Origin of the sequence: Rhodococcus sp. 05-339-2 (assembly GCF_002258965.1) — a bacterium.
Classification (GTDB): Bacteria; Actinomycetota; Actinomycetes; order Mycobacteriales; family Mycobacteriaceae; genus Rhodococcoides.
The window spans coordinates 153,172-178,284 of the sequence record NZ_NOYW01000006.1; the positions used below are offsets into that span (position 1 = coordinate 153,172).

General features: G+C 65.8%; 21 protein-coding genes and 1 pseudogene. 7 read left to right on the forward strand and 15 right to left on the reverse strand.

Going from position 1 to position 25,113, the window contains the following annotated elements; genetic code table 11:
* Positions 1 to 27 precede the first annotated feature (27 nt).
* The 9 genes from CH273_RS05650 to CH273_RS05690 form a co-directional block, all read right to left on the reverse strand.
* On the reverse strand, positions 28 to 1,827 hold the full coding sequence (locus tag CH273_RS05650; protein WP_032395276.1) for a glycoside hydrolase family 15 protein: 1,800 nt from the start codon (positions 1,825 to 1,827) through the stop codon (positions 28 to 30).
* Positions 1,824 to 2,513, reverse strand: a complete 690-nt coding sequence (locus CH273_RS05655; protein WP_032395277.1) for an HAD family hydrolase — start codon at positions 2,511 to 2,513, stop codon at positions 1,824 to 1,826. Before CH273_RS05655 ends, CH273_RS05650 begins: the two co-directional genes overlap by 4 nt.
* A 104-nt stretch (positions 2,514 to 2,617) precedes the next feature.
* Complete coding sequence (locus CH273_RS05660; protein WP_032380678.1) at positions 2,618 to 3,091, reverse strand: Dps family protein; 474 nt, start codon at positions 3,089 to 3,091, stop codon at positions 2,618 to 2,620.
* A gap of 144 nt (positions 3,092 to 3,235) precedes the next feature.
* Positions 3,236 to 4,768 (reverse strand): catalase, encoded by a 1,533-nt coding sequence (locus CH273_RS05665; RefSeq protein ID WP_082322454.1) that lies wholly within the window; start codon positions 4,766 to 4,768, stop codon positions 3,236 to 3,238.
* Positions 4,769 to 4,859: 91 nt separating this feature from the next.
* Positions 4,860 to 5,294, reverse strand: a complete 435-nt coding sequence (locus tag CH273_RS05670) for a Fur family transcriptional regulator (RefSeq protein ID WP_032395278.1) — start codon at positions 5,292 to 5,294, stop codon at positions 4,860 to 4,862.
* A gap of 52 nt (positions 5,295 to 5,346) precedes the next feature.
* The gene (locus CH273_RS05675; protein ID WP_032395279.1) at positions 5,347 to 5,982 is read right to left on the reverse strand and encodes an acetoacetate decarboxylase family protein; all 636 of its coding nucleotides are present in this window, start codon (positions 5,980 to 5,982) and stop codon (positions 5,347 to 5,349) included.
* Complete coding sequence (locus tag CH273_RS05680; protein ID WP_032395280.1) at positions 5,982 to 7,673, reverse strand: GMC oxidoreductase; 1,692 nt, start codon at positions 7,671 to 7,673, stop codon at positions 5,982 to 5,984. The genes CH273_RS05675 and CH273_RS05680 overlap by 1 nt, the downstream gene beginning before the upstream one ends.
* Positions 7,670 to 9,178 carry a flavin-containing monooxygenase gene (locus CH273_RS05685; protein WP_032395281.1) on the reverse strand — a complete coding sequence of 503 codons (1,509 nt, stop codon included), beginning with the start codon at positions 9,176 to 9,178 and terminating at the stop codon, positions 7,670 to 7,672. Before CH273_RS05685 ends, CH273_RS05680 begins: the two co-directional genes overlap by 4 nt.
* Entirely contained in the window at positions 9,175 to 9,771 is a 597-nt protein-coding gene (locus CH273_RS05690) for a TetR/AcrR family transcriptional regulator (RefSeq protein ID WP_032395282.1), read from the reverse strand. Before CH273_RS05690 ends, CH273_RS05685 begins: the two co-directional genes overlap by 4 nt.
* Positions 9,772 to 9,898: 127 nt before the next feature.
* Between CH273_RS05690 and CH273_RS05695 the strand changes: the two are divergent.
* Positions 9,899 to 10,111 (forward strand): annotated as a pseudogene (locus CH273_RS05695) (CGNR zinc finger domain-containing protein); the annotation flags it as partial.
* 200 nt (positions 10,112 to 10,311) lie between these two features.
* A complete protein-coding gene (locus CH273_RS05700; protein ID WP_230596759.1) occupies positions 10,312 to 11,232 on the forward strand; it encodes a polysaccharide deacetylase family protein in 921 nt (306 codons plus the stop codon).
* Positions 11,233 to 11,262: 30 nt separating this feature from the next.
* Here the strand turns inward: CH273_RS05700 and CH273_RS28100 are convergent, their stop codons facing one another.
* The 3 genes from CH273_RS28100 to CH273_RS05720 all read right to left on the reverse strand — a co-directional run bounded on the left by CH273_RS28100 (position 11,263) and on the right by CH273_RS05720 (position 15,361).
* The gene (locus CH273_RS28100) at positions 11,263 to 12,993 is read right to left on the reverse strand and encodes an HNH endonuclease signature motif containing protein (RefSeq protein WP_032395283.1); all 1,731 of its coding nucleotides are present in this window, start codon (positions 12,991 to 12,993) and stop codon (positions 11,263 to 11,265) included.
* A 47-nt stretch (positions 12,994 to 13,040) separates the two neighbouring features.
* On the reverse strand, positions 13,041 to 13,442 hold the full coding sequence (locus CH273_RS05715; RefSeq protein ID WP_032395565.1) for a DUF6855 family protein: 402 nt from the start codon (positions 13,440 to 13,442) through the stop codon (positions 13,041 to 13,043).
* A gap of 107 nt (positions 13,443 to 13,549) precedes the next feature.
* Complete coding sequence (locus CH273_RS05720) at positions 13,550 to 15,361, reverse strand: multicopper oxidase family protein (protein ID WP_032395284.1); 1,812 nt, start codon at positions 15,359 to 15,361, stop codon at positions 13,550 to 13,552.
* 117 nt (positions 15,362 to 15,478) lie between these two features.
* On the opposite strand from CH273_RS05720, the gene CH273_RS05725 reads away from it, so the two are divergent.
* Complete coding sequence (locus CH273_RS05725; protein ID WP_032395285.1) at positions 15,479 to 16,549, forward strand: ABC transporter ATP-binding protein; 1,071 nt, start codon at positions 15,479 to 15,481, stop codon at positions 16,547 to 16,549.
* Positions 16,550 to 16,603: 54 nt separating this feature from the next.
* On the opposite strand, the gene CH273_RS05730 is transcribed toward CH273_RS05725, so the two are convergent.
* Complete coding sequence (locus CH273_RS05730) at positions 16,604 to 17,626, reverse strand: aspartate-semialdehyde dehydrogenase (protein ID WP_032395286.1); 1,023 nt, start codon at positions 17,624 to 17,626, stop codon at positions 16,604 to 16,606.
* A 3-nt stretch (positions 17,627 to 17,629) separates the two neighbouring features.
* On the reverse strand, positions 17,630 to 18,895 hold the full coding sequence (locus CH273_RS05735; protein ID WP_032395287.1) for an aspartate kinase: 1,266 nt from the start codon (positions 18,893 to 18,895) through the stop codon (positions 17,630 to 17,632).
* A 149-nt stretch (positions 18,896 to 19,044) separates the two neighbouring features.
* On the opposite strand from CH273_RS05735, the gene CH273_RS05740 reads away from it, so the two are divergent.
* From CH273_RS05740 to CH273_RS05750, 3 genes are all read left to right on the forward strand, one after another.
* Positions 19,045 to 20,721: an FUSC family protein gene (locus CH273_RS05740; protein WP_143546178.1), complete on the forward strand. Its 1,677-nt coding sequence runs from the start codon at positions 19,045 to 19,047 to the stop codon at positions 20,719 to 20,721.
* A gap of 151 nt (positions 20,722 to 20,872) precedes the next feature.
* On the forward strand, positions 20,873 to 22,684 hold the full coding sequence (gene leuA, locus CH273_RS05745; RefSeq protein ID WP_032395288.1) for a 2-isopropylmalate synthase: 1,812 nt from the start codon (positions 20,873 to 20,875) through the stop codon (positions 22,682 to 22,684).
* Positions 22,685 to 22,818: 134 nt separating this feature from the next.
* Complete coding sequence (locus CH273_RS05750; protein ID WP_032395289.1) at positions 22,819 to 23,196, forward strand: SHOCT domain-containing protein; 378 nt, start codon at positions 22,819 to 22,821, stop codon at positions 23,194 to 23,196.
* Here CH273_RS05750 and CH273_RS05755 read toward each other — a convergent pair.
* Positions 23,165 to 24,076, reverse strand: coding sequence for a LysR family transcriptional regulator (locus CH273_RS05755; RefSeq protein ID WP_032395290.1), 912 nt, complete (start codon positions 24,074 to 24,076; stop codon positions 23,165 to 23,167). The two genes, CH273_RS05750 and CH273_RS05755, sit on opposite strands and share 32 nt — an antisense overlap.
* Before the next feature lie 72 nt (positions 24,077 to 24,148).
* On the opposite strand from CH273_RS05755, the gene CH273_RS05760 reads away from it, so the two are divergent.
* Entirely contained in the window at positions 24,149 to 25,045 is an 897-nt protein-coding gene (locus CH273_RS05760; RefSeq protein ID WP_032395567.1) for an EamA family transporter, read from the forward strand.
* The last annotated feature ends 68 nt before the right edge of the window (positions 25,046 to 25,113 follow it).

A 25,113-nucleotide genomic window follows, 5' to 3' on the forward strand; every position in this document is an offset into this window, starting at 1 on the left:
GATCCCACTTTGCGCTAGAGGTTGATGTCAGGCTGTGGCGTCGTGCGAGCGCGCGATGGTCAGCGCCGCATTCACCAGGGCCAGGTGGCTCAAGCCCTGCGGGAAGTTACCCAGAAACGATCCATCCGAAGCATCGATCATTTCGCTGTACAACCCCACGTCGTTCGAGAGCTCGACCAGCTGGTCCATCAGGGCTGTGGCTTCGTCGTCTCGACCGACGCAGGAGAGCGCCGACACCCGCCAGAAGGCGCAGGCCACGAAGGTCACCTCTTCCTCGGACACCCCGCTGTATCGATACATCAGCGGTCCGGCACCGAGTTCTTCGACGAGAGCATCGATGGTGGACGAAAGACGTTCTCCACGATCGAAATCCATCTCGGCTGCCAGCAGCACCGACGCGTCGAGCCCGTCCGCACCCGGGTACGCGAGATAGGCCTGGCGCTCGTCCGACCAGCATTCGGATTCGACGTAGTGGCGGATGCGTTCTCTCTCCGCCTTCCACCGATCGGGTATGCCCGGGATCTCCCCCGCTTCGGCCAAGTGCACCGCGCAGTCCAGCGCTTGCCAACAGCCCAGTTTGGAACTGGTGTAGTGCTGCTCGTCCTCGAGCTCCCAGATCCCGGCGTCCTTGCGCTGCCACGAATCGCACGCCTCGTCCGCGATGGTCGCGAGCAGCCGACCGGTCTGCGCATCGAGGATGTTTCCTGCGTCGACGTACTGCCGAATGATCGAGAACAGATCACCGAAGATCATCAACTGCAGCTGGTCCGCCGCGGCGTTTCCGTTGACCACCGGCCCGATGCTCCGCCAACCGGGAACGTCGGGTTGTTCGGTGCCACCCGGCAATTCACCGCCGAGGGTGTAGAACACGTTGACCAACGGATCGTTAACACGGATGACCCTCAGCAGCCACGCCACCGCGGCGTGGATCTCCTCACGAAGACCGAACCGTTGCAGAGCGCGAATGGTGTACGCGGCGTCGCGAACCCAGGCGTAGCGGTGGTCCCAGTTCTTGCCACCGGTCCGGTTCTCGGGTAGCGAGGTTGTCGCGGCGGCGGCGATGGCACCGGACGGACTGTGCAGCAACAGTTTCAGGGCCAGCGCGCTGCGAGCCACATGCTCTGCCCACGGACCCTCGTACGAGAACTCGTCGGACCACACACGCCAGTTGTCGATGGTCCGATCGATCCCCTCGTCGAGATGCTGCGGATCGGGCAACGGCAGCGGCTCGTTCTCCGTGCCCACCACACCCAGCACATGCCGAGAACCCGGTTGCGTGCAGACGACCCCACCGATGTCGCGGTCGGCCACGCGCACGTTCTCGATGCCCAGAGTCCGCACCGCCAAGGTCAATCCGTCGACCCGCAGGACGGTGCCGTGCTCGGTGTCGTACGCCCACGGCGACGCGATGCCGAGCATGGTGCCCGGCGCGACGGACCACCTCAGCTCGACGGTGCCGTCGAGACCCTCGACGCGACGGGCCAACTCCACCCACGGGAGCCGGCCGGCGACCCCGGTGTTCAACGAGTCGGTGATGCGCACGGAACCGGAGTCGGTGCGGAACGTGGTACTCAGCACGTTTGTCCCTGGGACGAATTCGCGTTGGACGGTGAACTCTTCCACGGGCGTCAGTTCGATGTAGCCGCCGTGTGGCGCGTCGAGCAATGCTGCGAACGGCGGCGGCGAGTCGAGGTTGGGCACCGGAAACCAGTCGATGCGGCCGTCGTCCGCGATCATCGCCACGGTTCGGCCGTCGCCGATGGCTCCGTAACTTTCGATGGCGACATAATCGTCCACCCGGGGGTACGGCTTTCGGAAGTCGTTCAAGCACGTGCCTTTCCAGCGAAGATCGGGCTGCTCTCGACGTGCTCGAGCAGATCGGCCGGGTCGTCGAACACCGCTGCCGCGCCCGCGTCGAGCAATTCGCTGCGCGAGATTCCGCCGCTCAACACGCCGATGGCGCGGACGCCCGCGCGCCCGGCCGACTCGATGTCCCACACACTGTCGCCGACCATCACCGCGTCGACAGCCTCGACGCCTGCCCGTTCCAGAGCCACCGCGATGATGTCGGGCTCCGGCTTGGCGACCTCTGCGTCCTCACCGGACGTGACGACAGCAACCGAATCTTCGACGTCCAACAGATCTCGCAACGTCGACAGTTCGCTCTCGGGAGCCGATGTTGCGAGCACTACGGTCACTCCACGGGTACTCAAGTCCGCCAACAGTTCCCGGGCACCCGGCAGCACTTCGAGATCGGACGAGGCCTCGGCGTAGTACTCGCCGTGCAGCTTCTTCGCTTCTTGCGCCAGTGCACTGTCGGACGAGCCGACGAGTGTCTCCAGCAACTTCGACCCGTCCATGCCGATGCTTCGATGAACGCGCCACGACGGCACTTCGTGGCCCGCCTCACGAAACGCACGCGACCAGGCGTCGACGTGTACGTAGTTGGAATCGACGAGGGTGCCGTCGATGTCGAGCAGAACTGCACCGACAGTCGGTGTGGGGACAGGCATGAGCGTCGGATACCCGGGGGTGGTGCGGGCAAACAATCGTCGGACGAGAGCAACAGGCCCCCCCCCCCCGCAGTACGCGAGGGGCCTGTCGTGGAGAAGAAACGTCAGCTGGCCTGGGCCTGCCACATCCAGTGCAGCTGCTCGAGCCGAGCTGTGATGCCGATGAGCAGGTCCTGGGTCACCGGATCGGCTTCGCCGGTGTCGGCGATGCGTCCGCGAAGACGCTCGACAACCGCGGCGATGTTGTCGACGACCGCGGGGACGACCTCGCTGTCCTGAGTCCACCCGGCACCGAAGCCCTTGGTGCCCGCCGTCGAGGAGACGGTGGCTGCACGGCCGTCGGGACTGACCCCGATGGCGGTGGCGCGCTCGGCGGCCTGATCGGTGAATTCACGTGCGGCCGTGACCAACTCGTCGAGTTCGAGGTGCACCGACCGGAAGTTCTTACCGATCACGTTCCAGTGCGCCTGCTTCGCGATCAGCGAGAGGTCGATGAGATCGACCACGGTTCCCTGGAGTGCGTCGCCGGCGATCTTCTGCTGACCTGCGTCGAGGGTACTGGTGATGGGGTTCGTCATGATGTGGCCTCCCTGCCGTTGGACGACGGTGTGCATCGCACGCCATTATTGTGCTTTCGTCTGTACTGCACAACGGCAGGTCGACGCGCATTGTTCCGGATCGGCGCCACCGTCGCTGTGACGCCGATCCCAGAACCGGTCGGATCAGACCTTGGCGGCCTCGTCGGCAGGATCGTCGACTGCGCCTGCACCGGTGGTCGGTGCGGTCTCGTTCTGCTGCGACCGAACGCCTTCCTCGACCTTCTTGCCGAGTTCGGCATCGACATTGGTCCAGTACTCGAACACCCGGCTCAGAACGGGCTCGCTCACGCCGTTGAGGACGTGTCCGACGATGTTTCCGACGAGACGCTCACGCTGCGCGTCGTCCATGACCTCGCGGACCAAGGCTCCGGCCTGCACGAAGTCGCCGTCTTCGGGGTGCTCGATGTACCCGGTACGCACGAAACGAGGCTCGAAGTCCCACGCTCCGTCGTCGCCGTACTTGTTCGTGTCCGCCGACGGGCCGCCGAACGAGTTCGGCGCGTAGACGGGCGTTTCCGCAGAGTTGAACGAGTACCGCATGTTGCCGTCCTTGGAGTACGAGTTGACCTCGGACTTCGGGGCGTTGACCGGCAGCTGCGCGTAGTTCGCTCCGATGCGGTACCGGTGCGCGTCGGCGTAGGAGAAGACGCGTCCGAGCAGCATCTTGTCGGGGCTGAAGCCGATGCCGGGCACGGTGTTGGACGGCTCGAACGAGCTCTGCTCGATCTGCGCGAAGAAGTTCTCCGGGTTGCGGTTCAAGGTCATCTTGCCGACCTCGATCAGCGGGTAGTCCTTCTGCGACCAGACCTTGGTGAGGTCGAACGGGTTGTACTTGTAGTTCTCGGCCTCGTCGTACGGCATGAGCTGCACCTTGAGGGTCCAGCTGGGGAAGTCGCCGTTCTTGATGGATCCGAACAGGTCCTGACGGTGATGGTCGGGCGACGTACCCGCGACCTCGTCCGCCTTGTCCTGTGTCAGGTAGTCGATCCCCTGGTCGGTCTTGAAGTGGAACTTCACCCAGGTCTTCGTGCCGTCCTCGGCGATGAGCTGGTAGGTGTGCGAGCCGAATCCGTCCATGTGGCGGAACGACTTGGGGATGCCGCGGTCACCCATGAGCCATGTCACCTGGTGTGCCGACTCGGGCGAAAGGGTCCAGAAGTCCCACTGCATGTTGTTGTCGCGCAGACCGGAGTCGGGCATGCGCTTCTGGCTGCGGATGAAGTCCTGGAACTTGATCGGGTCCTTGACGAAGAAGATCGGGGTGTTGTTGCCGACCAGGTCCCAGTTGCCTTCCTCTGTGTAGAACTTCAGCGAGAAGCCGCGCGGGTCGCGCCAGGTGTCGGGGCTGCCCTGCTCGCCGGCGACGGTGGAGAAGCGCGCCAGCATCTCGGTCTTGGCACCGGGCTGCAGCGCCTTCGCCTTGGTGTACTTGCTGATGTCTCCGGTGATCTCGAGTTCACCGAACGCGCCTGCGCCCTTGGCGTGCACGACGCGCTCCGGGACCCGCTCACGGTTGAACTGCGCCATCTTCTCGATGAGGTAGTGATCGTGCAGAAGAATCGGACCCTGCGTTCCGGCGGTCAGCGACTGATCGTCGCTGGGCACGGGGATTCCCGAGTTGCTGGTAGTCGGTTTGTTGGTGATCGGCTTGGTCATACGAAGCCTCCTGAAGGGCTGAATCGGGTTCGAGAAGGGGCTGCTTCTCGAAAATCGGTGAAACCGAGCGGCCGTACGCTGGACCGCAGTACTAGACGGAATGCCTCGTGCAGTCGCCGCACAAACCCCAGAAGACGATTTCGGCTTCGTCGACGACGAATCCGTGCGTGTCCTCGGGTACGAGACACGGCGCTGCTCCGACGACGCAGTCGACATCGGCCACCGCGTGGCATTCCCGGCACACGAGGTGGTGATGATTGTCCGCCGTCCGGCTCTCGTACAGCGCAGCCGAACTCGCAGGTTCGATGCGACGCAGCAAACCTGCGTCGACGCAGGCCCTGAGCACGTCGTAGACGGCCTGGGTCGACACCGAGCCGCCGCTCTCGCGAACGGCGGCAGCGATGTCGTCGGCGTCCGAATGCGGTCGGGCTGTGACCGCATCCAGAACTGCAACTCGGGGTCCGGTGACGCGTAGACCCACCGAGCGCAACTGCGCTGCGAGGTCGACGCGTTCGGTGAGCTGCATGTACTCCAGTATGCCCCTAATCTGGACTAAGTCAAGAAAAGCGGGGTCGTCGCTATCCGACCAGGCGCGCTTCACCGGTCCGCATCGACCCCGACACGATCTGCAACCCGAAATGCGTGCCCGACGGCATCCAGCGACTCAACGTAGGGCCCTTGGCATCCACCTCGACGCGGGCCACCCTGGCCTTGCCCCTCAGACTCGCGATGGCCACGGCCGATCCGCCGGGCACCGGCTGCGCGAAACCGATCGAGCCGAGCATCGGGAACTGCGGTCCGACGCCGCGGGACGTCGTCCGGACCGACCATTCGTCGCCGCTCGCCCCGGCCTCGCCCAGCACGTCGCCCTCGAATTCGGCCAGCACCTTGGGCAGGTGCCAGTTGGTCCGGCCGCCGTGCACCGACGTCGCGGAATCCACGGCGATGAACGGCACCGCCATCCGCGGAACGCGTCCGACGTCCCGGCGCAGGGCCGGGCTCGCCAGGATCTCGCGGTACGGGCCGACCGGCGAGGTGGTGTAGTCGACGATCATGCACATCGTGATCGGCAGCGTCTTCGCTCCGGCCGGCGCGAACTCCGACGACCGGGCCCGATGCCACCAGATCGTGGCGCGGACATTCGCCGGCCACGGCGCTGCCGGGCTGATCGGCCAATCGGTGCGCTCGGTCTCGGATTCGGTGACACTCCACATCATCGATCCCTCCCCACGACGGTCAGCGGGAGCCGCAGGGCACCCGGGGCCGACACCGGCACCACCGGGTGCACCGGCTGTGTGGGTGCGATCTCCTGATACCCCGATCCCACCGCGGGTCGCCGATCGGCTTCACCCTTGTTGGGCCACAACGCCATTGCGCGCTCGGCCTGGGCGGTGATCGTCAGGGACGGATTGACGCCGAGGTTGGCGCTGACGGCAGAACCGTCGAGCACGTGCAGTCCCTCGTAGCCGTAGACCCGCTGGTACCCGTCGATCACCCCGGTCTGCGGCGAGTCACCGATCGCGCAGCCACCGAGGAAGTGCGCGGTCATCGGAATGTTGACGATCTCGGCGATAGATCCGCCCGGATCGCCGCCGATCTTGTCCGCGAGCAGACGAATGGCCTCGTGCCCCTGCGGAATCCACTGCGGCGGTGGATCACCTGCACCAGGCCTGCTGGTGAGGCGACGTCCGAACGGCCCCTTCTTGGATCCGAGCTCGAGCGAGTTGTCGTCGGTCTGCATCACCAGTGCGATGACGGTGCGCTCCGACCACCGATGGACCGACAGGCTGCGCGCCGCAGCGCCGGGATGACGCAACGCGACGCCGAGGGTCTTGAGGATGCGTGGCATCTTGCCGCCGCCGTCGCTGAGTACGGTCTGCAACAGGCCGATGGCGTTGCTGCCCTTGCCGTATCGCACCGGCTCGATGTGGGTGTGATCGTCGGGATGGAACGAGGACGTGATCGCCACACCCTCGTGGTAGTCGACCTCGCGGCCCCTGGCGGTCGCGGCGAGCACGGCCTCGGAGTTGGTGCGCACGAGCGAGCCGATCCGCTCCGACAGCCGAGGCAACGAGCCCTTCTCCTTGGCCGCGAGCATCAGCTTCTGGGTGCCGTAGGTGCCGGCCGAGAAGATCACTTGATCGGCGGTGATCGTCTTCTCCTTGCGACGCAGCTTCCCGCCCGTCCGTCGCGTCACCACGTCGTAGCCTGCGCCGTTCGGGCGCACGTCCACGACCGTGGTCAACGGAAGAACATGCGCGCCTGCGTGTTCGGCGAGATACAGGTAGTTCTTGACGAGGGTGTTCTTCGCCCCGACGCGGCAGCCGGTCATGCACGCTCCGCACTCGGTGCACCCGGTGCGCTCGGGGCCTGCACCACCGAAGAACGGGTCGGGTGCAGTCTTGCCGCGGTCACCGAAGTAGACGCCCACCGGGGTCGAGGTGAACGTGTCCCCCACGCCCATGTCCTCCGCCACCTCCTTCATCACCTTGTCCGAGGCGGTGATGGTCGGGTTGGTCTCGACGCCGAGCATCCGGCGGGCCTGGTCGTAGTACGGGTTCAGCTCGCGCTGCCAGTCGGTGATCGAACCCCACTGCGGATCCTCGAAGAACTTCGCCGGCGGTTGGTACAGCGTGTTCGCGTAGTTCAGCGACCCTCCGCCGACGCCGGCCCCCGCCATCACCAGCACATCGGGCAGCAGGTGAATACGTTGCACCCCATAGCAACCCAGGGCCGGAGCCCACAGATACTTTCGTAGACGCCAGCTGGTCTTCGGCAGTTCGTCGTCCTCGAATCGGCGACCGGACTCGAGAACCGCCACCCGGTAGCCCTTCTCGACTGCACGCAATGCGGCGACACTACCGCCGAAACCGGAACCGATGATCAATACGTCGTAGTCGCTCATGCTGTTACCACCTCGTGGTCGGATTCGAGAGTGTCGGACGCGAGCCGATAGTTCGCGACGTCGAACTCGCGCGTCTTGTTGCGGAACTTGAACGTGTAGGTGGGCCACATCGTCGAGTTGCGGCCGTTGGCGTCGAGGTACCAGCTCGAGCAGCCACCGGCATTCCAGACGGTGCCGTCGAGCGCGGAGTCGACCCACGAATTGTGCTGGCGCTGAGCGGCTTCGTCGACCTCGACGGCCGCGACCCTCCGATTCTTCATCTCGTTCAGCGCGGACACCACGTAATTGGCCTGCGACTCGAGCATGTAGACGATGGAACTGTGCCCGAGGTTGGTGTTGGGGCCGTACATCAGGAACAGGTTCGGAAAGCCTGCGACGGTGGTCCCGAGATGTGCCTGCGGACTACCGCCCCAGTGCTCCGCCAGCGTCCGACCGTCGTTGCCGCGCAACAGATGGGACACCGGCGGCTCGGTGGGGGTGAACCCGGTCGCGAAGATGATCGTGTCCACCTCGTGATTGCGGCCCGAGGCGTCGACGACGCCGTTCTCGGTCACCGACGCCAGACCCGACGTCACGAGATCGACATCGGGACGATCCAACGTCCGCAGCCAATCATTGGACAGCAGAAGCCTTTTGCACCCGGGTGCGTAATCGGGGGTGAGAGCGGCCCGCGTCGCGGGATCCTTGACCTGCCGCTTCAAGTTGGCTTTGGCGAACACCTTCACCGCGGGCAGCATCCACGGATTGTCCGCCAGCACCGTGACGTAGGCCTCGCGGTAGCCGTAGATGACACCGCGCACCGCGCGATGGGCCGCGGGAATCTTTTCGTACACCGTTCTTTCGAGCCGGCCGATGGTGCGGTCCAGGCGCGGAATCACCCATGCGGGAGTGCGCTGGAAGACGGTGAGCCGTTCGGCGCGGTCGACGATCTCGGGTACGAACTGCACGGCCGAGGCTCCGGTGCCGATCACGGCGACCCGCTCACCGGTGAGGTCGTGCTCGTGATTCCAGGTGGCGGAGTGGAACACGGTGCCGGCGAACGTGTCGATGCCCGGGACGTCCGGGATCTTCGGAGTGGACAGTGCCCCGGTGGCAGCGACCAACACCCTGGCGCTCGCCGACCCGCGAGACGTCTGCACCGACCATCGCTTGGTCGCCTCGTCCCAGGTCGCGGACCGAAGTTCGCAGTTCGTGACGATGCGATCGTTGAGGTCCAGACGATCCACCACCGAACGCAGGTAGTCGAACAACTCCGGTTGCCGCGCGAAGGTGTGACTCCATTTGGGACTGGGTGCGAACGAGAACGAGTACAGCGAGGTCGGCACGTCGCATGCACACCCGGGGTAGGTGTTGTCGCGCCACGTCCCACCCACGTCGGACGCGCGTTCGATGACGGTCACGTCGGCGCTCGGGTCGGCGGCGAGGATCTTGGCCACCGCGGCCAAGCCCGCGAAACCGGCTCCGACCACCAACACGTCGAGTTGTTCGGGAAGTGTTGCGTTCACGCGTCCATCACCTTTTCGGACCAGATCGGAAGGAGCCGCCCGCGCAGTTGCGCGTCGGCTTCGGGAGTACGGAACAGCGCCGAGACGGCCAGTCCGCGGGCGAGTTCGACACTGAGCTCGATGGATTCGGGAGACATCCGACTACCCATGACGATCTGGGCACCGCCCTGAATGGCCTCGGCGACGCGCCGCTCCAGCGGAATCATCGCCTCGTGGAGGGCCGGATCGGTGCGGGCCGCCACCCACAGCTCGAGCGCGGCGTGGAAGAGGGGACCGGAGAATGCGTCGGCGAGGATCTCGGGCCCTCGCTCGGGGTCCGGTTCGGCTTCGAGGATCTCCGAGAGACGACGATCGACCAGGTGCTCGACGGCCGCGATCAGCAGGGATTCCTTGGTCGGGAAGTGGTGCAGCTGTGCACCGCGGGAGACACCGGCACGCCGGGCGATCTCCTGGGTGCTGGTCTTGGCGAAGCCCAGCTCGACCAGGCAGTCGATCGCGGCGTCGAGCAGCTTCGCCCGAGTGCCCGCGGTGCGTTCGGCCTGGGTCCGGCGCTCGGTAGGCGCTGCGCCGTCGAGCCCTGTGTCGGTAGTCACACTTTGTACAGTAGCGCTAAATCAACAAACAGTCCAGCCTGACTTTAAGTTGGTCGAGATCGGCGGGCGCAGCCGTGCCTGGACGCATCCACCCGCCGGTCCTGGCGCTACAGAGCAGTGTTTTCACGCCATGGGCGTCATCGCCGACGACGCCATCGACATCATCTCCGGCGAGCGGGACGGAAGGCTGGCACTGTGCGCATCGCCAACTTGCCGAGCGGCGTTCTTCGACACCAGCCAAAGCCGCAGCCGGAAATGGTGCGACATGAACACCTGCGGAAACCGTCAGAAGAAAGCCCGATTTGCCGCCAACCGACAAAGCATTCCCACTGACCGCCGAAGGATTCGCCCTTCTCGAGGCAACCCGGGCAGCATCGGTAGCCACCGCAATCTGGACGACGCCGAACCGGGGCAACGAACTCCGTCGCGGTTCGATCGTTGCGCTGGAATCACGTGCACCACTACGGGCGGCAACCGGACTGCCCGAGATGTCCATCCACCGAATTCGCAATCGACGCAGTTGGTTTGCAGGAAACGACCGTGGGCAATTCTGCGGCCATGCCCCTCGCCTCTCACGGACGCTTCGACTACTCCCCCATCGGCGATCGTCCACAGTTCGACTGGCCGGGCGGTGCGCGCCTCGCGGTGTACGTGGCCGTCAATTGCGAGCACTTTCCGTACGACGACGGCGAACCAGGCCTCGGATACACGCCCGCGATGGACCAGCCCAACACCTACAACTGGGGGTGGCGTGAGTACGGCAACCGAGTCGGTGGGTTTCGAATCGCAGAGACGGTGCAGCAGAGCGGCATTCGCCCGACCGTGCTCGTCAACACCGAGGTGTACGAGCATGCCCCGCAACTGATCGAGGCCTTCCGCGCCCTCGATGCCGAGGTCGTCGCGCACGGCCGAACCAACGCCGTACAGCCCAACGATCAGAACGAGGACGACGAACGGCGCTCTATAGACGAGGTCACCTCCGCGATCGAGCGTCACGAGGGTGCCCCGCCTCGGGGTTGGATGAGCCCCGGTGCCAACCCCAGCCGCGTGACCGAGGACCTTCTCGCCGAACGCGGCTACGAGTACACGCTGGACTGGCCCATCGACGATCAGCCGGTGTGGCTGAAGACCCGCGGCGGGCCGTTGCTCAGTGTCCCGTACCCGCACGAGGTGAACGACCTACCGGTGTTCGTCCACCATCACCAGACTGCAACGACGTTCGAGCGCAACATCATCGACAGTTTCGACGAATCGAAGGAGAACGCGGAGCGCCAACCATTGGTGCTCGCGATCTCGCTGCACACCTTCCTCACCGGCCAGCCCTATCGACTTCGACGGTTCCGCGCGGCGCTGCAGCACATGACCGACAACGGCGGCGGCGTCTGGTTCACAACACCGGGCGAGATCGCAGCGCACTACCGCAGCCTCGTACCCCCGCCGACGACCGCCGGGGACAAATAGTCGAGTCGAAGGGTCGCAGCTGACGCGTGGTCAGGCTGCGCGGCGTTGTCGTCGGTGGTAGCTGGGGATGGGTTGTCGTGTGGGGTCGATGGATTCGGGTGGGATGGCATAGGGGTGTCCGTCGTCGCCCATGAGCAGTTGCCAGTGGCCGTGGTGGACGAGGCGGTGGCATTCGCCGCAGACCAGCGCGAGGTTGTTCAGGTCGGTTCTGCCGCCGTGTTCCCAGAACCTCACGTGGTGGGCGTGGCACCACTGTGCGGGGCGGCCGCACATGACGCAGCATCGGTCGCGGATGGTCAGGGCGATGCGTTGGTCGTCGGTGGCGAGTCTGGTGGTGCGCCCGAGCGCGAGCGGGACGCCCTGGTGGTCGACGATCACCGGGGTGAGGTCTGCGTCGCAGGTGAGAAGTTCGGCGAGGGAGCGACTGATCGGGCCGGTCCAGTCGAGGTGGAACGGCCAGTCCGCATCGCCAGGCTCGGGAACGGACCTCTCCCTGGAATCACTACCACCGGCAGCGTCACTACCGTCGGTGCTGCGACCGACACGACTCTCGGGAGAGTCACCGGTGCATGAACGGTCGCCGGCACCAGAACTCGCTCTGGCGCGTTGACCGCGGCCGGTGGCTCGATCGGGACCGGCGTCGGTGTCATCGGTTCGTGAACCGTCGCCAACAGCACTCTCGCTGACGCGGCGACCGCCGTCAGCACCGGCGTCGTTATCACCGGATTGGGTAGCGCCGTCGGCGCTGTGTGTTGCCGAACCCGTTGCTGCGCCGTCGTTTTGCTTCTCTTCGCGGTCGCTGAGCAGGTCGCGCAGCGGAACGATCAGGTGCACCGACGCCCGCGACCCGCCCGCCGACCCGCGGGTGCCACCGCGTAGGTGCCGGTCGAGAATCCGATCGAGTGCGTCGGCCCGGCGTTTCGACGGACTGCGCGGGTCGCGTTCCCCGCCCGGGCCCGGCCGCGGAGCCGTCAACGGCGACAGGGCGGTGAGCAGTTTCTCGGCCAGCATCCGGTCGACGTCGCCGCCGACGCGAAAACGCCCGTTGGCCAGAGGATGGATATCGAATCGGTTCAGGTTCGGGTTCTCCGACACCGGTACCGGCGGCGGCCCCGACGAAACAGGTTCGGGCCCTGCATCACCCAAGCCGCCTGCATCACCCGGGCCACCTGCATCACCCGGGCCACCTGCGTCACCGGAGCCACCGGCATCATTCGAACCACTGGCATCGGTTCGGCTCGCCTGTTCCCGCTCCCGTTCTCGTCGCTGTTTCTCGGCCTGCGCACGTCGAGCTCGCGCGTCCTCCGCCGCAGAATGCGCCAAGGCCTGCGCTCGTGCGGTGACCTGCCCGGCGGTGCCGCGCATCGCGGTCTCGAGCAGTTCCGCGACGACGGCGTCGCGGCGCTGCTCGTCGAGGGTGGGGTCGGCGACCACGACGGTGGCGTAGCCGTCGGCGATCGCCGACGCGTGCGCAGCATGGATCTCACCACCTGCGAGGGCGTCGAGCACGATCGGCCACTGGGTGAGCCACTGCCCGAGTTCCATCTGACGCGCCGCGGATCCGTCGGTGATGCGCACCGACTTCGCGTACCAGCGGGTGACGGAGGACTGCCCGAGTTTCATCGCCAAGCCACGCCGGTCGATCTCGGCGAGCAGTATCAATCTCACTGCGGCCAAGGCGTTTTCGTGGCAAGACACGTCGGCGAGCTCGGAGACCAATTCCTGATCCCCGAGCTCGAACACACCCCCCCATGCCTTCACCCCACGAAAGCTATACCCACCCACCGACAGGTTTCTCGGTGTCTCCGCTACAACGCACGCATGCTGTTGTTCCGCGCGTTGTGGGTGAGCTCGGCCAGGCCGAGTTCTTCGAGGAGCGGCGGCAGGTACATCCCGAACCTGCCGCGGTATCCATTCCTGAGCCCGTACCAACCGCCGACCGGGTTGTCTTCTGAGCGCCCCCACGCTTCGACCGTGTCAGGAGCAGCCGTCTTCTTCTCGTCCGCGGCACCGAGCAACACCCAGTCGGCACGTTCGGTGAGCCACGCGTGCAGATCCTCGACCGCCTCGATGCGGTATCGCAGGGTCGTCGACCCCACCTGACATACGAGGGCGGGTGGCTCGTGGTCGGGATCGCGGTACATGGTGTATTCGGAAGTACCGGGGGCGGTGGTGAGTGCCCAGGGCTCGGATTTGGTTCCGCTGGTCATGGCCGAGGTCCGTTCCATTGTCGAGTGCGCGCGGCAGGGTCAGTGTGAGCCGCCCGGACGGTGAACGCAACCAACTCCCGGCCCCGGACAGGTTCGGAAAAACTACGTCACGGAGCGACGGTGCGGTACCGCAGCATCATTTCGTGGTCCTCGTGATCGAGCATGTGGCAGTGCCACATGTAGCCCTGAAGCTCGCTCGCCCCACCCATGTCATGACCGCTCATGTCGTGACCGCCGTGGTGCGCAGCCGGTCCCGCGAAGGTGGCGTCGGGGTCGAAGCCGAGTTCGTCGGCCGTCGGGAATCGGACCAGGATCTGCGTGACGGTGCCCGGGTAGGTGTTGACGGTGTCCTTCCACCCGGCTTCCCACGCCGCCGGCGGCACCGATGGACCGGTGAGGAACCTCTCCACCGGCGGAGCCCATCTCGTACCGAATGTCGGCCGGGGGAAGTCGCGTTGGTACGCGGCGAGGTCGATGGGGATGCGTCCCAATGTCCGAAAGTGCGCCAGGTGCAGGTGAATCGGGTGCGGCTCGACCGTCGTGTTGACGATGTTCCACATCTCCACGGTCCCCTGCTCGGGCATCTCGATGTCCGGGTCCGAGTACCGCAGGTTGTTCAGGTTCATCAGCGTCATGTCCAGGTTCAGCCCACCGGACGGCTGGTTGACCGTGACCGTTCGCGTGAACGTGGGGGTCGGCAACGGCGGCAACACATCCGGCTGTCCCTTCCCGCCGCGCAGCAATGACGGCATCCCGCCGCGGAACCCGGCTGCGGACGCGACGCGGAACTGGCAGAACAGTGGCATCGGCACCGCTCCGAGGGACGCGGCCTGCGCCGGTGGCGGCTCGTCGTTGAGCAGCTCGATCAGTGCGCCCGGTTCGACGGCACCGAAGTCGACGAGGATGTCGGCGCGCTCGGCAGGCGCGAGCCGGATGCTGGTGGCTTCCACCGGGGCGTCGAGCAATCCACCGTCGTTTCCGATGACCCAGAAGCGAAGCCTGTTGGTGAAGAACAGGTTCCACACGCTGTACGACCCGGCGTTGACGACTCGTAGACGGTACATACCCCGGGCGACTTCCATCGTCGGCCAGATCTTGCCGTTGACGACGCCGACGTCTCCGGTGCCGCCGCCTTCCCATTTGCCTTGCGGCACGGTGATATTGGAGCGGATGCTCATGCTGCCGTCGGGATTCATGATCTTTTCCTGCAGCACCAGCGGCAACTCGAACTCACCCGAGGGCAGACCGAGCGCATTGTCGGATGTGCCGGTGTCCCACCGATCACGGACGAGGTTCATGCCGAGCAAGCCTGCATAGACGTTGATGCGCGTCATCGACATGGCGTGGTCGTGGTACCACAGTCCCGCGGCGTCGTTGAGTCCCGGGAAGTTGTGCGTCATCGACTCGCCCGGGCGCACCAGCATCTCGGAGTGCCCGTCGCTCGCCGGCTCGGTGATGCTGCCGTGCAGGTGCAGCGACGTCGGCGTCATCGTGCGGTCCATCTCGCTCATCCCGTGCAGCGAGGTGTCGATGTCCGCGGCGAGCGGGTTACCTGCGGTGGTGTTGGAGTACTTCAGCGTCCAGGGCTGGCCGGTCTGCGACTCGATGGTGGGGCCGAGGTAGTCGCACTCGCCGTATCCGAAGGTGGGCGCGGGCCGTAGATCGGCGTGGAAGGCGTGGGTGGAGCTGTGCGCGTCGAGCGAGATCTCCGTGCCGCCGATCAGCGGCAACCGCGGCAGTTCGTCCCGGAACGGCGTCAGCAGCGGTGAATGGAACAGCAGGGGGCTCTGGCCCCGGAGGAAGTCGTCGGCCAGCGCGCGGCGCGTCGTCGACGCCACCGGGAGTGCGGCAGCACCGGCGGCCACTGCGGCCACGGCCAGCCCTCGCAGGGCGGTTCGTCTGGACACAGAGCCGCTCACCCGGCCACCTCTCTCCTCGTTGTGATTGGGGCCATACTATGTGCCCGTCGGCTCCCGCCGTCACCCCACACTCGGATCGTCCGGCACGTTCCTGCCGGTGGAGGGATCTAATTCGTCATGGCAACTATCACGTTCGAGCGTACGACCAGGCTGTTTCCCGGCTCCGACGCCCCCGCGGTGAACGAGCTCGACCTGCACATCGAGGACGGTGAATTCCTCGTTCTGGTCGGTCCGTCCGGCTGTGGCAAGTCGACGTCGCTCCGGATGCTCGCGGGGCTCGAAGAGGTCAACTCCGGCCGCATCCTCATCGGCGGCAAGGACGTCACCAACTCCGAACCCAAGGATCGCGACATCGCGATGGTGTTCCAGAACTACGCGCTGTACCCGCACATGACCGTCGCCGAGAACATGGGGTTCGCCCTCAAGCTGGCGAAGGCGAACAAGGAGGACATTCGTACTCGGGTCGAGGAGGCTGCGAAGCTGCTCGACCTGGAGCCGTACCTCGATCGCAAGCCCAAGGCACTCTCGGGCGGCCAACGTCAGCGGGTTGCCATGGGGCGCGCCATCGTTCGCCAACCCCAGGTGTTCCTGATGGACGAGCCGCTGTCCAACCTCGACGCCAAACTTCGGGTGCAGACGCGCACGCAGATCGCTCAGCTGCAGCGCCGGCTCGGGACGACGACGGTGTACGTCACTCACGATCAGGTCGAGGCCATGACGATGGGCGATCGGGTCGCGGTGCTCAAAGGTGGTGTGCTGCAACAGTGCGCCACCCCGCGTGAGCTGTACCGAACCCCGGTCAATGCGTTTGTCGCCGGGTTCATGGGCTCGCCGTCGATGAACCTGTTCCGCGCTCCGGTCACCGACGGCGGTGTCCGCCTGGCCGATCAGGTGGTTCCGGTTCCGCGGCAGACTCTCGGGTCGGCCACGGAGGTGATGTTCGGTATTCGGCCCGAGCACATCGAGATTGCCGACAGCGGAATCGCTCTTGAGATCGACGTGGTGGAGGAGCTCGGCTCCGAGGCGTTCGTGTTCGGCCGCGCAGACATCAACGGTAGGACCGAAACCATTGTGGCTCGGGCCGATTGGCGCAGCCCGCCCGAGAAGGGCGATCGCGTTCACGTCCGCATCGACGAGGCCCACGCCCACATCTTCGACGCCTCTGCCGAGGGCCGTCGCCTGAACTGACCACCCCGCCGTGCGCGTCGTGCGTAGCTCCGGCTGTGCACGACGCGCACGAGGTCAGACCAGCAGTTCGGCGATCTGGATGGTGTTCAGAGCGGCACCCTTGCGCAGATTGTCGCCCGAGACGAACAGTGCAAGTCCGCGGCCGTCGGGAACGCCCGGATCCTGGCGGATACGACCCACAAGAGAGTCGTCCTTGCCTGCGGCCTGAAGCGGCGTCGGCACGTCGACCAACGACACGCCCGGTGCCGACGCGAGCAGTTCGCGGGCACGCTCCACCGAAAGCGGGTTGGCGAACTCGGCGTTGATCGACAGCGAGTGTCCGGTGAACACGGGTACGCGGACGCAGGTGCCGCTGACGAGCAGGTCGGGCAGGCCGAGGATCTTGCGCGATTCGTTGCGCAGTTTCTGGTCCTCGTCGGTTTCGCCGGATCCGTCGTCGACCAGCGCACCGGCCAGCGGCAGGACGTTGAAGGCGATGGGCGCGACGTACTTGTTCGGGGCCGGGAAATCGACCGACGAGCCGTCGTGCACCAGCTTCTCGGCGTCGCCGATGACGGCGCGGGCCTGGGTGACGAGTTCCTCGACACCGGCGAGTCCGCTACCGGAGACGGCCTGGTAGCTCGAGACGATCAGACGCTGCAGGCCGGCTTCGTCGTGCAGCACCTTGAGCACCGGCATGGCGGCCATGGTGGTGCAGTTCGGGTTGGCGATGATGCCGCGGGGCGGGTTCTTCGCTGCCTCGGGGTTGACCTCGCTGACCACCAACGGGACATCGGAGTCCTTGCGGAATGCCGACGAGTTGTCGATGACGGTGGCACCAGCTGCGGCGAATCGCGGGGCCTGCTCGCGAGAGAGCGTGGCACCGGCCGAGAACAGCGCGATGTCGATTCCGGTGAGGTCGGCGGTGGACGCGTCCTCGACGATGATCTCCTCGCCCCGGAACGGCAGCTTCTTGCCGGCCGAGCGAGCGGAGGCGAAGAATCGAACGGTGTCGGCGGGGAAGTTGCGCTCCTCCAACAGGGTTCGCATGACGGCACCGACCTGGCCGGTGGCTCCTACGACTGCAACTGTGGTCATCTTCTATCGTCCTGTTCCTGCGTGTACGACCGCTTCTTCGTCGCCACCGAGATCGAAGGCGGCGTGCAGCGCGCGTACTGCTTCGTCGAGCTGAGTGTCGCTGCACAGCACCGAGATACGGATCTCCGAGGTGCTGATCAGGTCGATGTTGATGCCGGCGTCGGCGAGGGCCTCACAGAACGTCGCGGTGACGCCGGGGTGGCTCTTCATGCCGGCACCGACGAGGGAGACCTTGCCGATGTGATCGTCGTAGAGCACCTGCGCGAAGCCGATCTCGGCCTGCAGCTTGGTGAGCTTCTCCACTGCCGTCGGGCCGTCGGCCTTGGGGCAGGTGAAGGTGATGTCGGTCTTGCCGGTGTCGATCTTGGACACGTTCTGCAACACCATGTCGATGTTGATCTCCGAGTCCGCCACGGCGCGAAAGACCTTGGCGGCGTAACCGGGAGTGTCGGGCAAGCCGACGACGGTGACCTTCGCCTCGCTGCGATCGTGTGCGACGCCGGTGAGAATTGCTTCTTCCACTGGAATGTCCTCCATAGATCCGGAGACGATCGTTCCGGGTTTCGTGGTGTACGACGAGCGCACGTGAACGGGAACGTTGTAGCGACGGGCGTATTCGACGCAGCGCAGCATGAGCACCTTCGCGCCGCAGGCAGCCATCTCCAGCATCTCCTCGAACGAGACGGTGTCGAGGTGCCGGGCGTTGGGCACGATCCTCGGGTCTGCGGTGAAGATGCCGTCGACGTCGGTGTAGATCTCGCAGACGTCGGCGTTCAGGGCTGCGGCGAGCGCAACGGCGGTGGTGTCCGAACCTCCGCGACCGAGCGTGGTGACGTCCTTGCTGTCCTGGCTGACGCCCTGGAATCCGGCGACGAGCACGATCGAACCCTCGTCGAGTGCGCTGCGCACGCGTCCCGGGGTGACGTCGATGATCTTGGCATTGCCGTGCACGCTGGTGGTGACGACGCCCGCCTGCGAGCCGGTGAACGACCTGGCCTCGGCACCGAGCGAGTGGATGGCCATCGCGACCAACGCGTTGGAGATGCGTTCACCCGAGGTGAGCAGCATGTCCATCTCGCGGGCCGGCGGGGCCGGGCACACCTGCTGGGCCAGGTCGAGCAGTTCGTCGGTGGTGTCGCCCATGGCCGACACGACCACGACGACGTCGTTGCCTGCCTTCTTGGTCTCGACGATCCGTTCAGCGACGCGTCGGATGCGTTCGGCGGTCCCCACCGACGATCCACCGTACTTCTGGACGATGAGAGCCACGCGTGTTTACCTCCGCTGGATAGCCGACAATCGGGCGATTGTTCCGGGGTTACCCTACCGATCCGGCACCCCGAGCGGTGGCCCGGGTAGCTCCGAGCTGGGACTTTAGGGGGGCTCGCCTGCGGATACGCCTGTCCTAACATTGTCGGGTGACCCTTCCCGAGCATCGCCCGCCGCCACCCCCTCGAGGTCTGCGGGTGCTCTTCGGGCTCCCCGCCGTCGGGCGTCGCTGGCCGGGCGGACTGCGCTCGGCTCTGGCGTTCGGCGTCCCCGCGATCGCGGCGTGGGTTCTCGGGTTCCATACCGAGGCCCTACTGGTGGTCTCGGGCAGTTTCGCCGTCATCTACGGCGAGGGCCGTCCCTACCGGTCACGATGGTGGGTCGTCCTGACCGCGGGCGGCGCTCTGGTGGCCTCGGTGTGGCTCGGCGCGACGGCCGGGCAGATGGCGCTCGATCTCGGAAGCACCGGATGGGCGCGGATGATCCCGGTGACCCTGCTCTCGCTCCTCGCTCTCGTCGCGGTCTACGTCATCGCCGCGCTGCGACTGGGACCGCCGGGGGCGTTCTTCTTCGTCCTGGTGTGCGCGGTGTCGTCGTACATTCCCGGAGCCGGCGTCAGCGCCGCTCACGGAGCGGTATGTGCGGCTGTCGGTGTCGCGTCGGCGCTGGTGGTGTCGATGTCCGGAGTGCTGTGGGATCCACGAGGACCCGAGCGCGAGGCCGTCGGAGCCGCGGTGGGCGCGATCGAGAGATACACGAGTTCGCCGACGGCGTCTGCCGCCGATCGTCATGCGGCGGCGGCGCGTCTGCACGCGGCCTGGGCTGCCGTATACGACGCGGGTGCCGCACGGTTGTCGTCGAGGCCGGCGCTGGTTCAGAGATTGTTCGACGCGCACCGGGCCTTCGCTGCGACAACGGCCGTGCGGGCGGATCCGGATCGGGCGGTCGACTTCGTATCCGATCAGCTGCCGCTGGCTCGGCCCGGCCTCGGGTATCGATTGCGGCGCTCGCTGCATCGGGATTCTCATGCGGCGTCCACGGCCGTGCGCGTGTTCTGCGCGGCAGCGGCCGCGGGCGGGGTCAGCGTCGCACTGGGCCTGAGCCGACCGGACTGGGCGATCCTCGGTGCCGTCCTGGTGCTGCAGCAGGGTCCCGATCGGGTGCACGGCACCTACCGGGGACTGCAGCGGCTCGGCGGAACCCTTGCCGGCGTCGCCCTGTTCTCGGCCATCTATCTCTCCCCGCTGACCGGCTTGGCCGTCATCGTGGTGTTGATGGTGCTGCAGTTCGCGATCGAGGTGTCGGTGGCGCGGAACTACGGGTTGGCCGTCACGTTCATCACCCCGCTCGCTCTGCTGATGGGCACACTGACGCATCCCGGGGCTGTGCTGGAGGACATCGTCGTCGACCGGATCGTGGAGACGACGGTGGGCGTGGCCTTCGCATTCGCGGCGCTGTGGCTGCTGCTCCCCGGGGCATTCCGTCGCACATTGCTGTGGTCCGACGGCCGAGTTCTGACGCTCGGCACGCATCTGCTGACGGTGTTGCGGACCGAGGACGTGGCCGCGCCGGCAGCTCTCGCCATGCGGCGCGACGTCCAGTTCGAGCTCGTCGGGTCCGCTCTGGCCGGGGCCGAGGCCGCGCACAACGATCGAACCTGGACGCATGGGGTGTGGTCGCAACATGCCGAGGTCGATCGGCTCGGATACGAACTCCTCGCGCACTGCTGGACGATGACCGACGTCGGACGAACGGATGACATCGAACGTTGGCAACGTCGACTCGACACGGCGGTCACAGAATTCCACTCGTCAACCCTGGGGTAGGCCGTCGGCAGGCGGTAGTACACTCAGCCCATGCTGCGAGCTCTCCTTCTTAACAGCCGCGACGGGGTCTGAGACCAGACTGGCTTCCCGTCGCGGGGTTCGTTGCGCCGGTCGAACACATTGCTCTGATCTGTACGGAGAGACGAAGACCATGTCACCAGCCGACGCATTCACCTCGGGATCTCGCACCATCACCCCGCCCTCGCGGCCCGCTCCCAGCGACCAGCCCGCCTGGAACACCCAGAAGAACTCCTCGATGCCCACCTTCCGTTATCGGCCGTTCGCCGAGGAAGTGGAGCCCATCACCCTCCCCGACCGCACGTGGCCGGACAAGATCATCGACCGGACGCCGCAGTGGTGCGCAGTCGATCTGCGCGACGGCAACCAGGCGCTGATCGATCCGATGAGCCCGGCCCGCAAGCGCCGCATGTTCGACCTGCTGGTGCGCATGGGCTACAAGCAGATCGAGGTCGGCTTCCCGTCTGCCAGTCAGACCGACTTCGATTTCGTCCGCGAGATCATCGAGGACGGCGCGATCCCCGACGACGTCACCATCCAGGTACTCACGCAGTGCCGTCCCGAGCTGATCGAGCGCACGTTCGTCGCATGCGAGGGCGCTCGCAGCGTCATCGTTCACTTCTACAATTCGACGTCGATCCTGCAGCGCCGCGTGGTGTTCCGTGCCGAGCGTGACGTCATCAAGAAGATCGCCACCGACGGTGCCCGCAAGGTGCTCGAAGAAGCAGCCAAGTTCCCCGATACCGACTGGCGCTACGAGTACTCCCCCGAGTCCTACACCGGCACCGAACTCGCCTACGCCAAAGAGGTGTGCGACGCGGTCACCGCGATCATCGATCCCACCCCCGACAAGCCACTGATCCTGAATCTGCCTGCCACCGTCGAGATGGCGACACCCAACGTCTACGCCGACTCGATCGAGTGGATGAGCCGCAACCTCGACCGTCGCGACAGCATCGTGCTGTCGCTGCACCCGCACAACGACCGTGGAACCGGTGTTGCGGCAGCCGAACTCGGCTACCAGGCCGGTGCTGATCGCATCGAGGGTTGCCTGTTCGGCAACGGTGAGCGCACCGGCAACGTATGCCTGGTCACGCTCGGGTTGAACCTGTTCACCCGCGGTGTCGATCCGCAGATCGACTTCTCCAACATCGACGAGGTCCGTCGAACGGTGGAGTACTGCAACCAACTTCCCGTCGCCGAGCGCCACCCCTACGGCGGCGACCTGGTCTACACCGCCTTCTCCGGCAGCCACCAGGACGCCATCAACAAGGGCCTGGACGCGATGAAGGTCACTGCGGACGAACTGGGTTCGGACATCGGTGACGTCACCTGGCAGGTTCCGTACCTGCCCGTCGACCCGAAGGACGTCGGTCGCACCTACGAGGCCGTCATCCGTGTCAATTCGCAGTCCGGCAAGGGCGGCGTCGCGTACATCATGAAGTCCGATCACGGACTGAACCTGCCGCGTCGACTGCAGATCGAGTTCTCCCAGGCCGTCCAGCGCATCACCGACGGTGAGGGCGGCGAGGTCTCGCCCAAGGAGATGTGGGACGTCTTCGCCGAGGAGTACCTGACGCCGATCCGTCCGCTCGAGCGCATCAAGCAGTCGGTGCAGGCTGCCGAGGTCGACGGCGGAACCGACACGATCACCGCGACGGTCAAGGTCGACGGCGTCGAGCAGGAGATCTCCGGATCCGGCAACGGTCCACTCGCCTCGTTCGTCGATGCGCTGTCGACCATAGGCTACGACGTCAGCGTCCTCGACTACTCCGAGCACGCCATGTCCGCGGGCGACGACGCTCAGGCCGCGGCCTACGTCGAGGCCTCGGTCACCTCACCGTCCGGTGTGGCCACCACCGTGTGGGGCGTCGGCATCGCGACGTCGATCACCACCGCGTCACTGCGCGCCGTGGTCTCGGCCGTCAACCGCGCGCTGAAGTAAATCCCCGGCTCGACGAAAAGCCGCCCATTCCTTGCGAATGGGCGGCTTTTCGCTGCTTATCGGCATCGAGGCGACACTGCGCGTGGGACAATAACTCTGCTGTCGGGGCACCTTGAGGGAATGGAAGTTTCGCCATGGACTCTTTCTGGGATTTTCTTTGGCTTCTCATCGTCGGATTCGCGTTCGTCGCGTATCTGATGGTCATGTTCTCGATCATCGGAGACCTTTTCCGTGACCACAAGACATCCGGGGTCGTCAAGGCCCTGTGGGTGTTCTTTCTGATCGTTGCGCCGTTCCTGACCGCGCTGGTCTATCTCATCGTGAACGGCAGCAATATGGCCAAGCGGCAAGTTGCTGCCCTGCAGCACGCGAAGGACCAGCAGGAGGAGTACATCAAGGAAGTGGCCGGGAGGTCGGCGTCGGAAGAGATTGCCCACGCAAAGGTGTTGCTGGACAACGGAACCATCGACCAAGACGAGTTCAGGACGCTGAAGGCCAAAGCCCTGTCCTGAACGTCGCTTCGGCCCTGAACGCGTCGAGCACTGCCGCGATCGCCGGCAGCCGATGGGCGTCGGGTCGCGTCGCGAGCTCGTAGATGCGACCCGCCCGCACACCGGACAGTTCTCGGCGCACCAGTCCCGGATGGACGACGGCATAGCGCGGCATCAACGCGACGCCGTGCCCGGCCGCCACCAACGTCTCGGTGACGCGGAAGTCGTTCACTCGCTGCATCACTCGCGGTTCGACGCCGGTGGCGGCGGCCACCGAGAGCAGTACGTCGTCGACCGGGAATCCGCCGCGAACACTGATCCATCGTTCGTCGACCAGATCCCGAAGGTCTATCGATTCCTGTTGTGCCAGAACATGACCGGGTGGCAACACCAGATCGATGGGCTCACGCATCAGGGTCGTGACCTCGATGCGCGGGCCCGCGGTCGTCGGCGCTCGGTCGTCGCGGTGCGTGAGCACCACGTCGTAATCCGCCAACAGTTCCGGCACCGAGGACGCGGGCAGGTCCTCGTCTCGGGCGTCGATGTCGACGTCCGAGTTCGCCAACCGCGTCAGCAACCCGGGCAGCAGCAGCGCGGCACCGGACGGGAACAGCGCAACTCGGACCCGTCCCCGCGGGGACGCCCGGTATCGATCCATCTCGGCCGCGGCGCGGGCGAGGGCGGTGAACACATCATCGGTCCTGAGCACCAACGCGCGCCCGGCGTCGGTGAGCCGAAGTCGACGCCCGTCGGGTTCGAGGAGTGTCACCCCCGCCTCCTTGACCAACAGCTTGAGCTGCTGGGACACCGCCGACGGCGTCATGGACAGCGCCTGGGCGACGGCAGCGACGGTCCCCCGGTCTGCCAGTTCTCGGAGGATCCGGAGCCGCTCCACGTTCATGTAGTAAATCTTAACTATTACTGCGGATATATTCGATTGTGCTGATCATTTGCCGCCGTCACGATGGACGGCATGAGCACCCGCGACCGCCTCCTCGGACTGACCGTCGTCGTACTGTGGGGACTGAACTTTCTCGCCATTCGCGTCGGACTCGATCACTTCCCGCCGTTCTTCTTCGCCGCGCTGCGGTTCCTGGTCATCGCCGTCCCCGTTGTACTGTTCGTTCCCCGCCCCAAGGTGCCTCTGAAGTGGTTGCTGCTCTACGGGTTCGGGTTCGGGTTTCTCCAGTTCGCCTTCCTGTTCGCGGCGATGGCGGCCGGTATGCCCACCGGATTGGCGTCGCTCGTGCTGCAGTCGTCCGCGCCGTTCACGGTCGTTCTCGGCGCAATCCTGCTCCGCGAACACGTCACCCGCAGGCAAGCGATCGGTATCGGAATCGCCGTGCTCGGCATGGTGCTGATCGGGTGGGATCGCGCTCAGAACGCCACCTTGCTCCCGGTGATCCTCACCCTGCTCGCTGGACTCGGTTGGGCGTTCGGCAACCTGGGGAATCGGCTCGCGAAGTCCGAATCGCCGATGACGCTGATGCTGTGGATGACCGTCGTGCCGCCGGTGCCGATGCTGGCGCTGTCGGCGATGGTCGAGGGTCCGAGCATCGGCTGGCAGGCGTTGGCCGCTTCGTTCGGCCCGCAGGGTTGGCCCGGCCTGGTTGCGTTGGCCTACATCGTGATCCCTGCCACGATCGTCGGCAGCGGCCTGTGGAGCATTCTGATGAGCCGCAACCCTGCTGGACTGGTCGCGCCGTTCTCGCTGCTGGTTCCCGTCGTCGGCATCGCCGGTGCCTGGATCTTCCTGGGCGAGAACCCATCGGTGCTCGCGCTGATCGGTGGCGTGGTCGTCATCGGGGGATGTCTCTGGGGTATGGCCGTTCGGCGGCCTGTCGAGGTGCTGGAGAAAGTACCGGTGTGAGGGGCAGGAGTGGAGCCCGCGGAACGACCCGGGGGAGCCACCGCCGACGTGAAACTGCACGCTCTTCT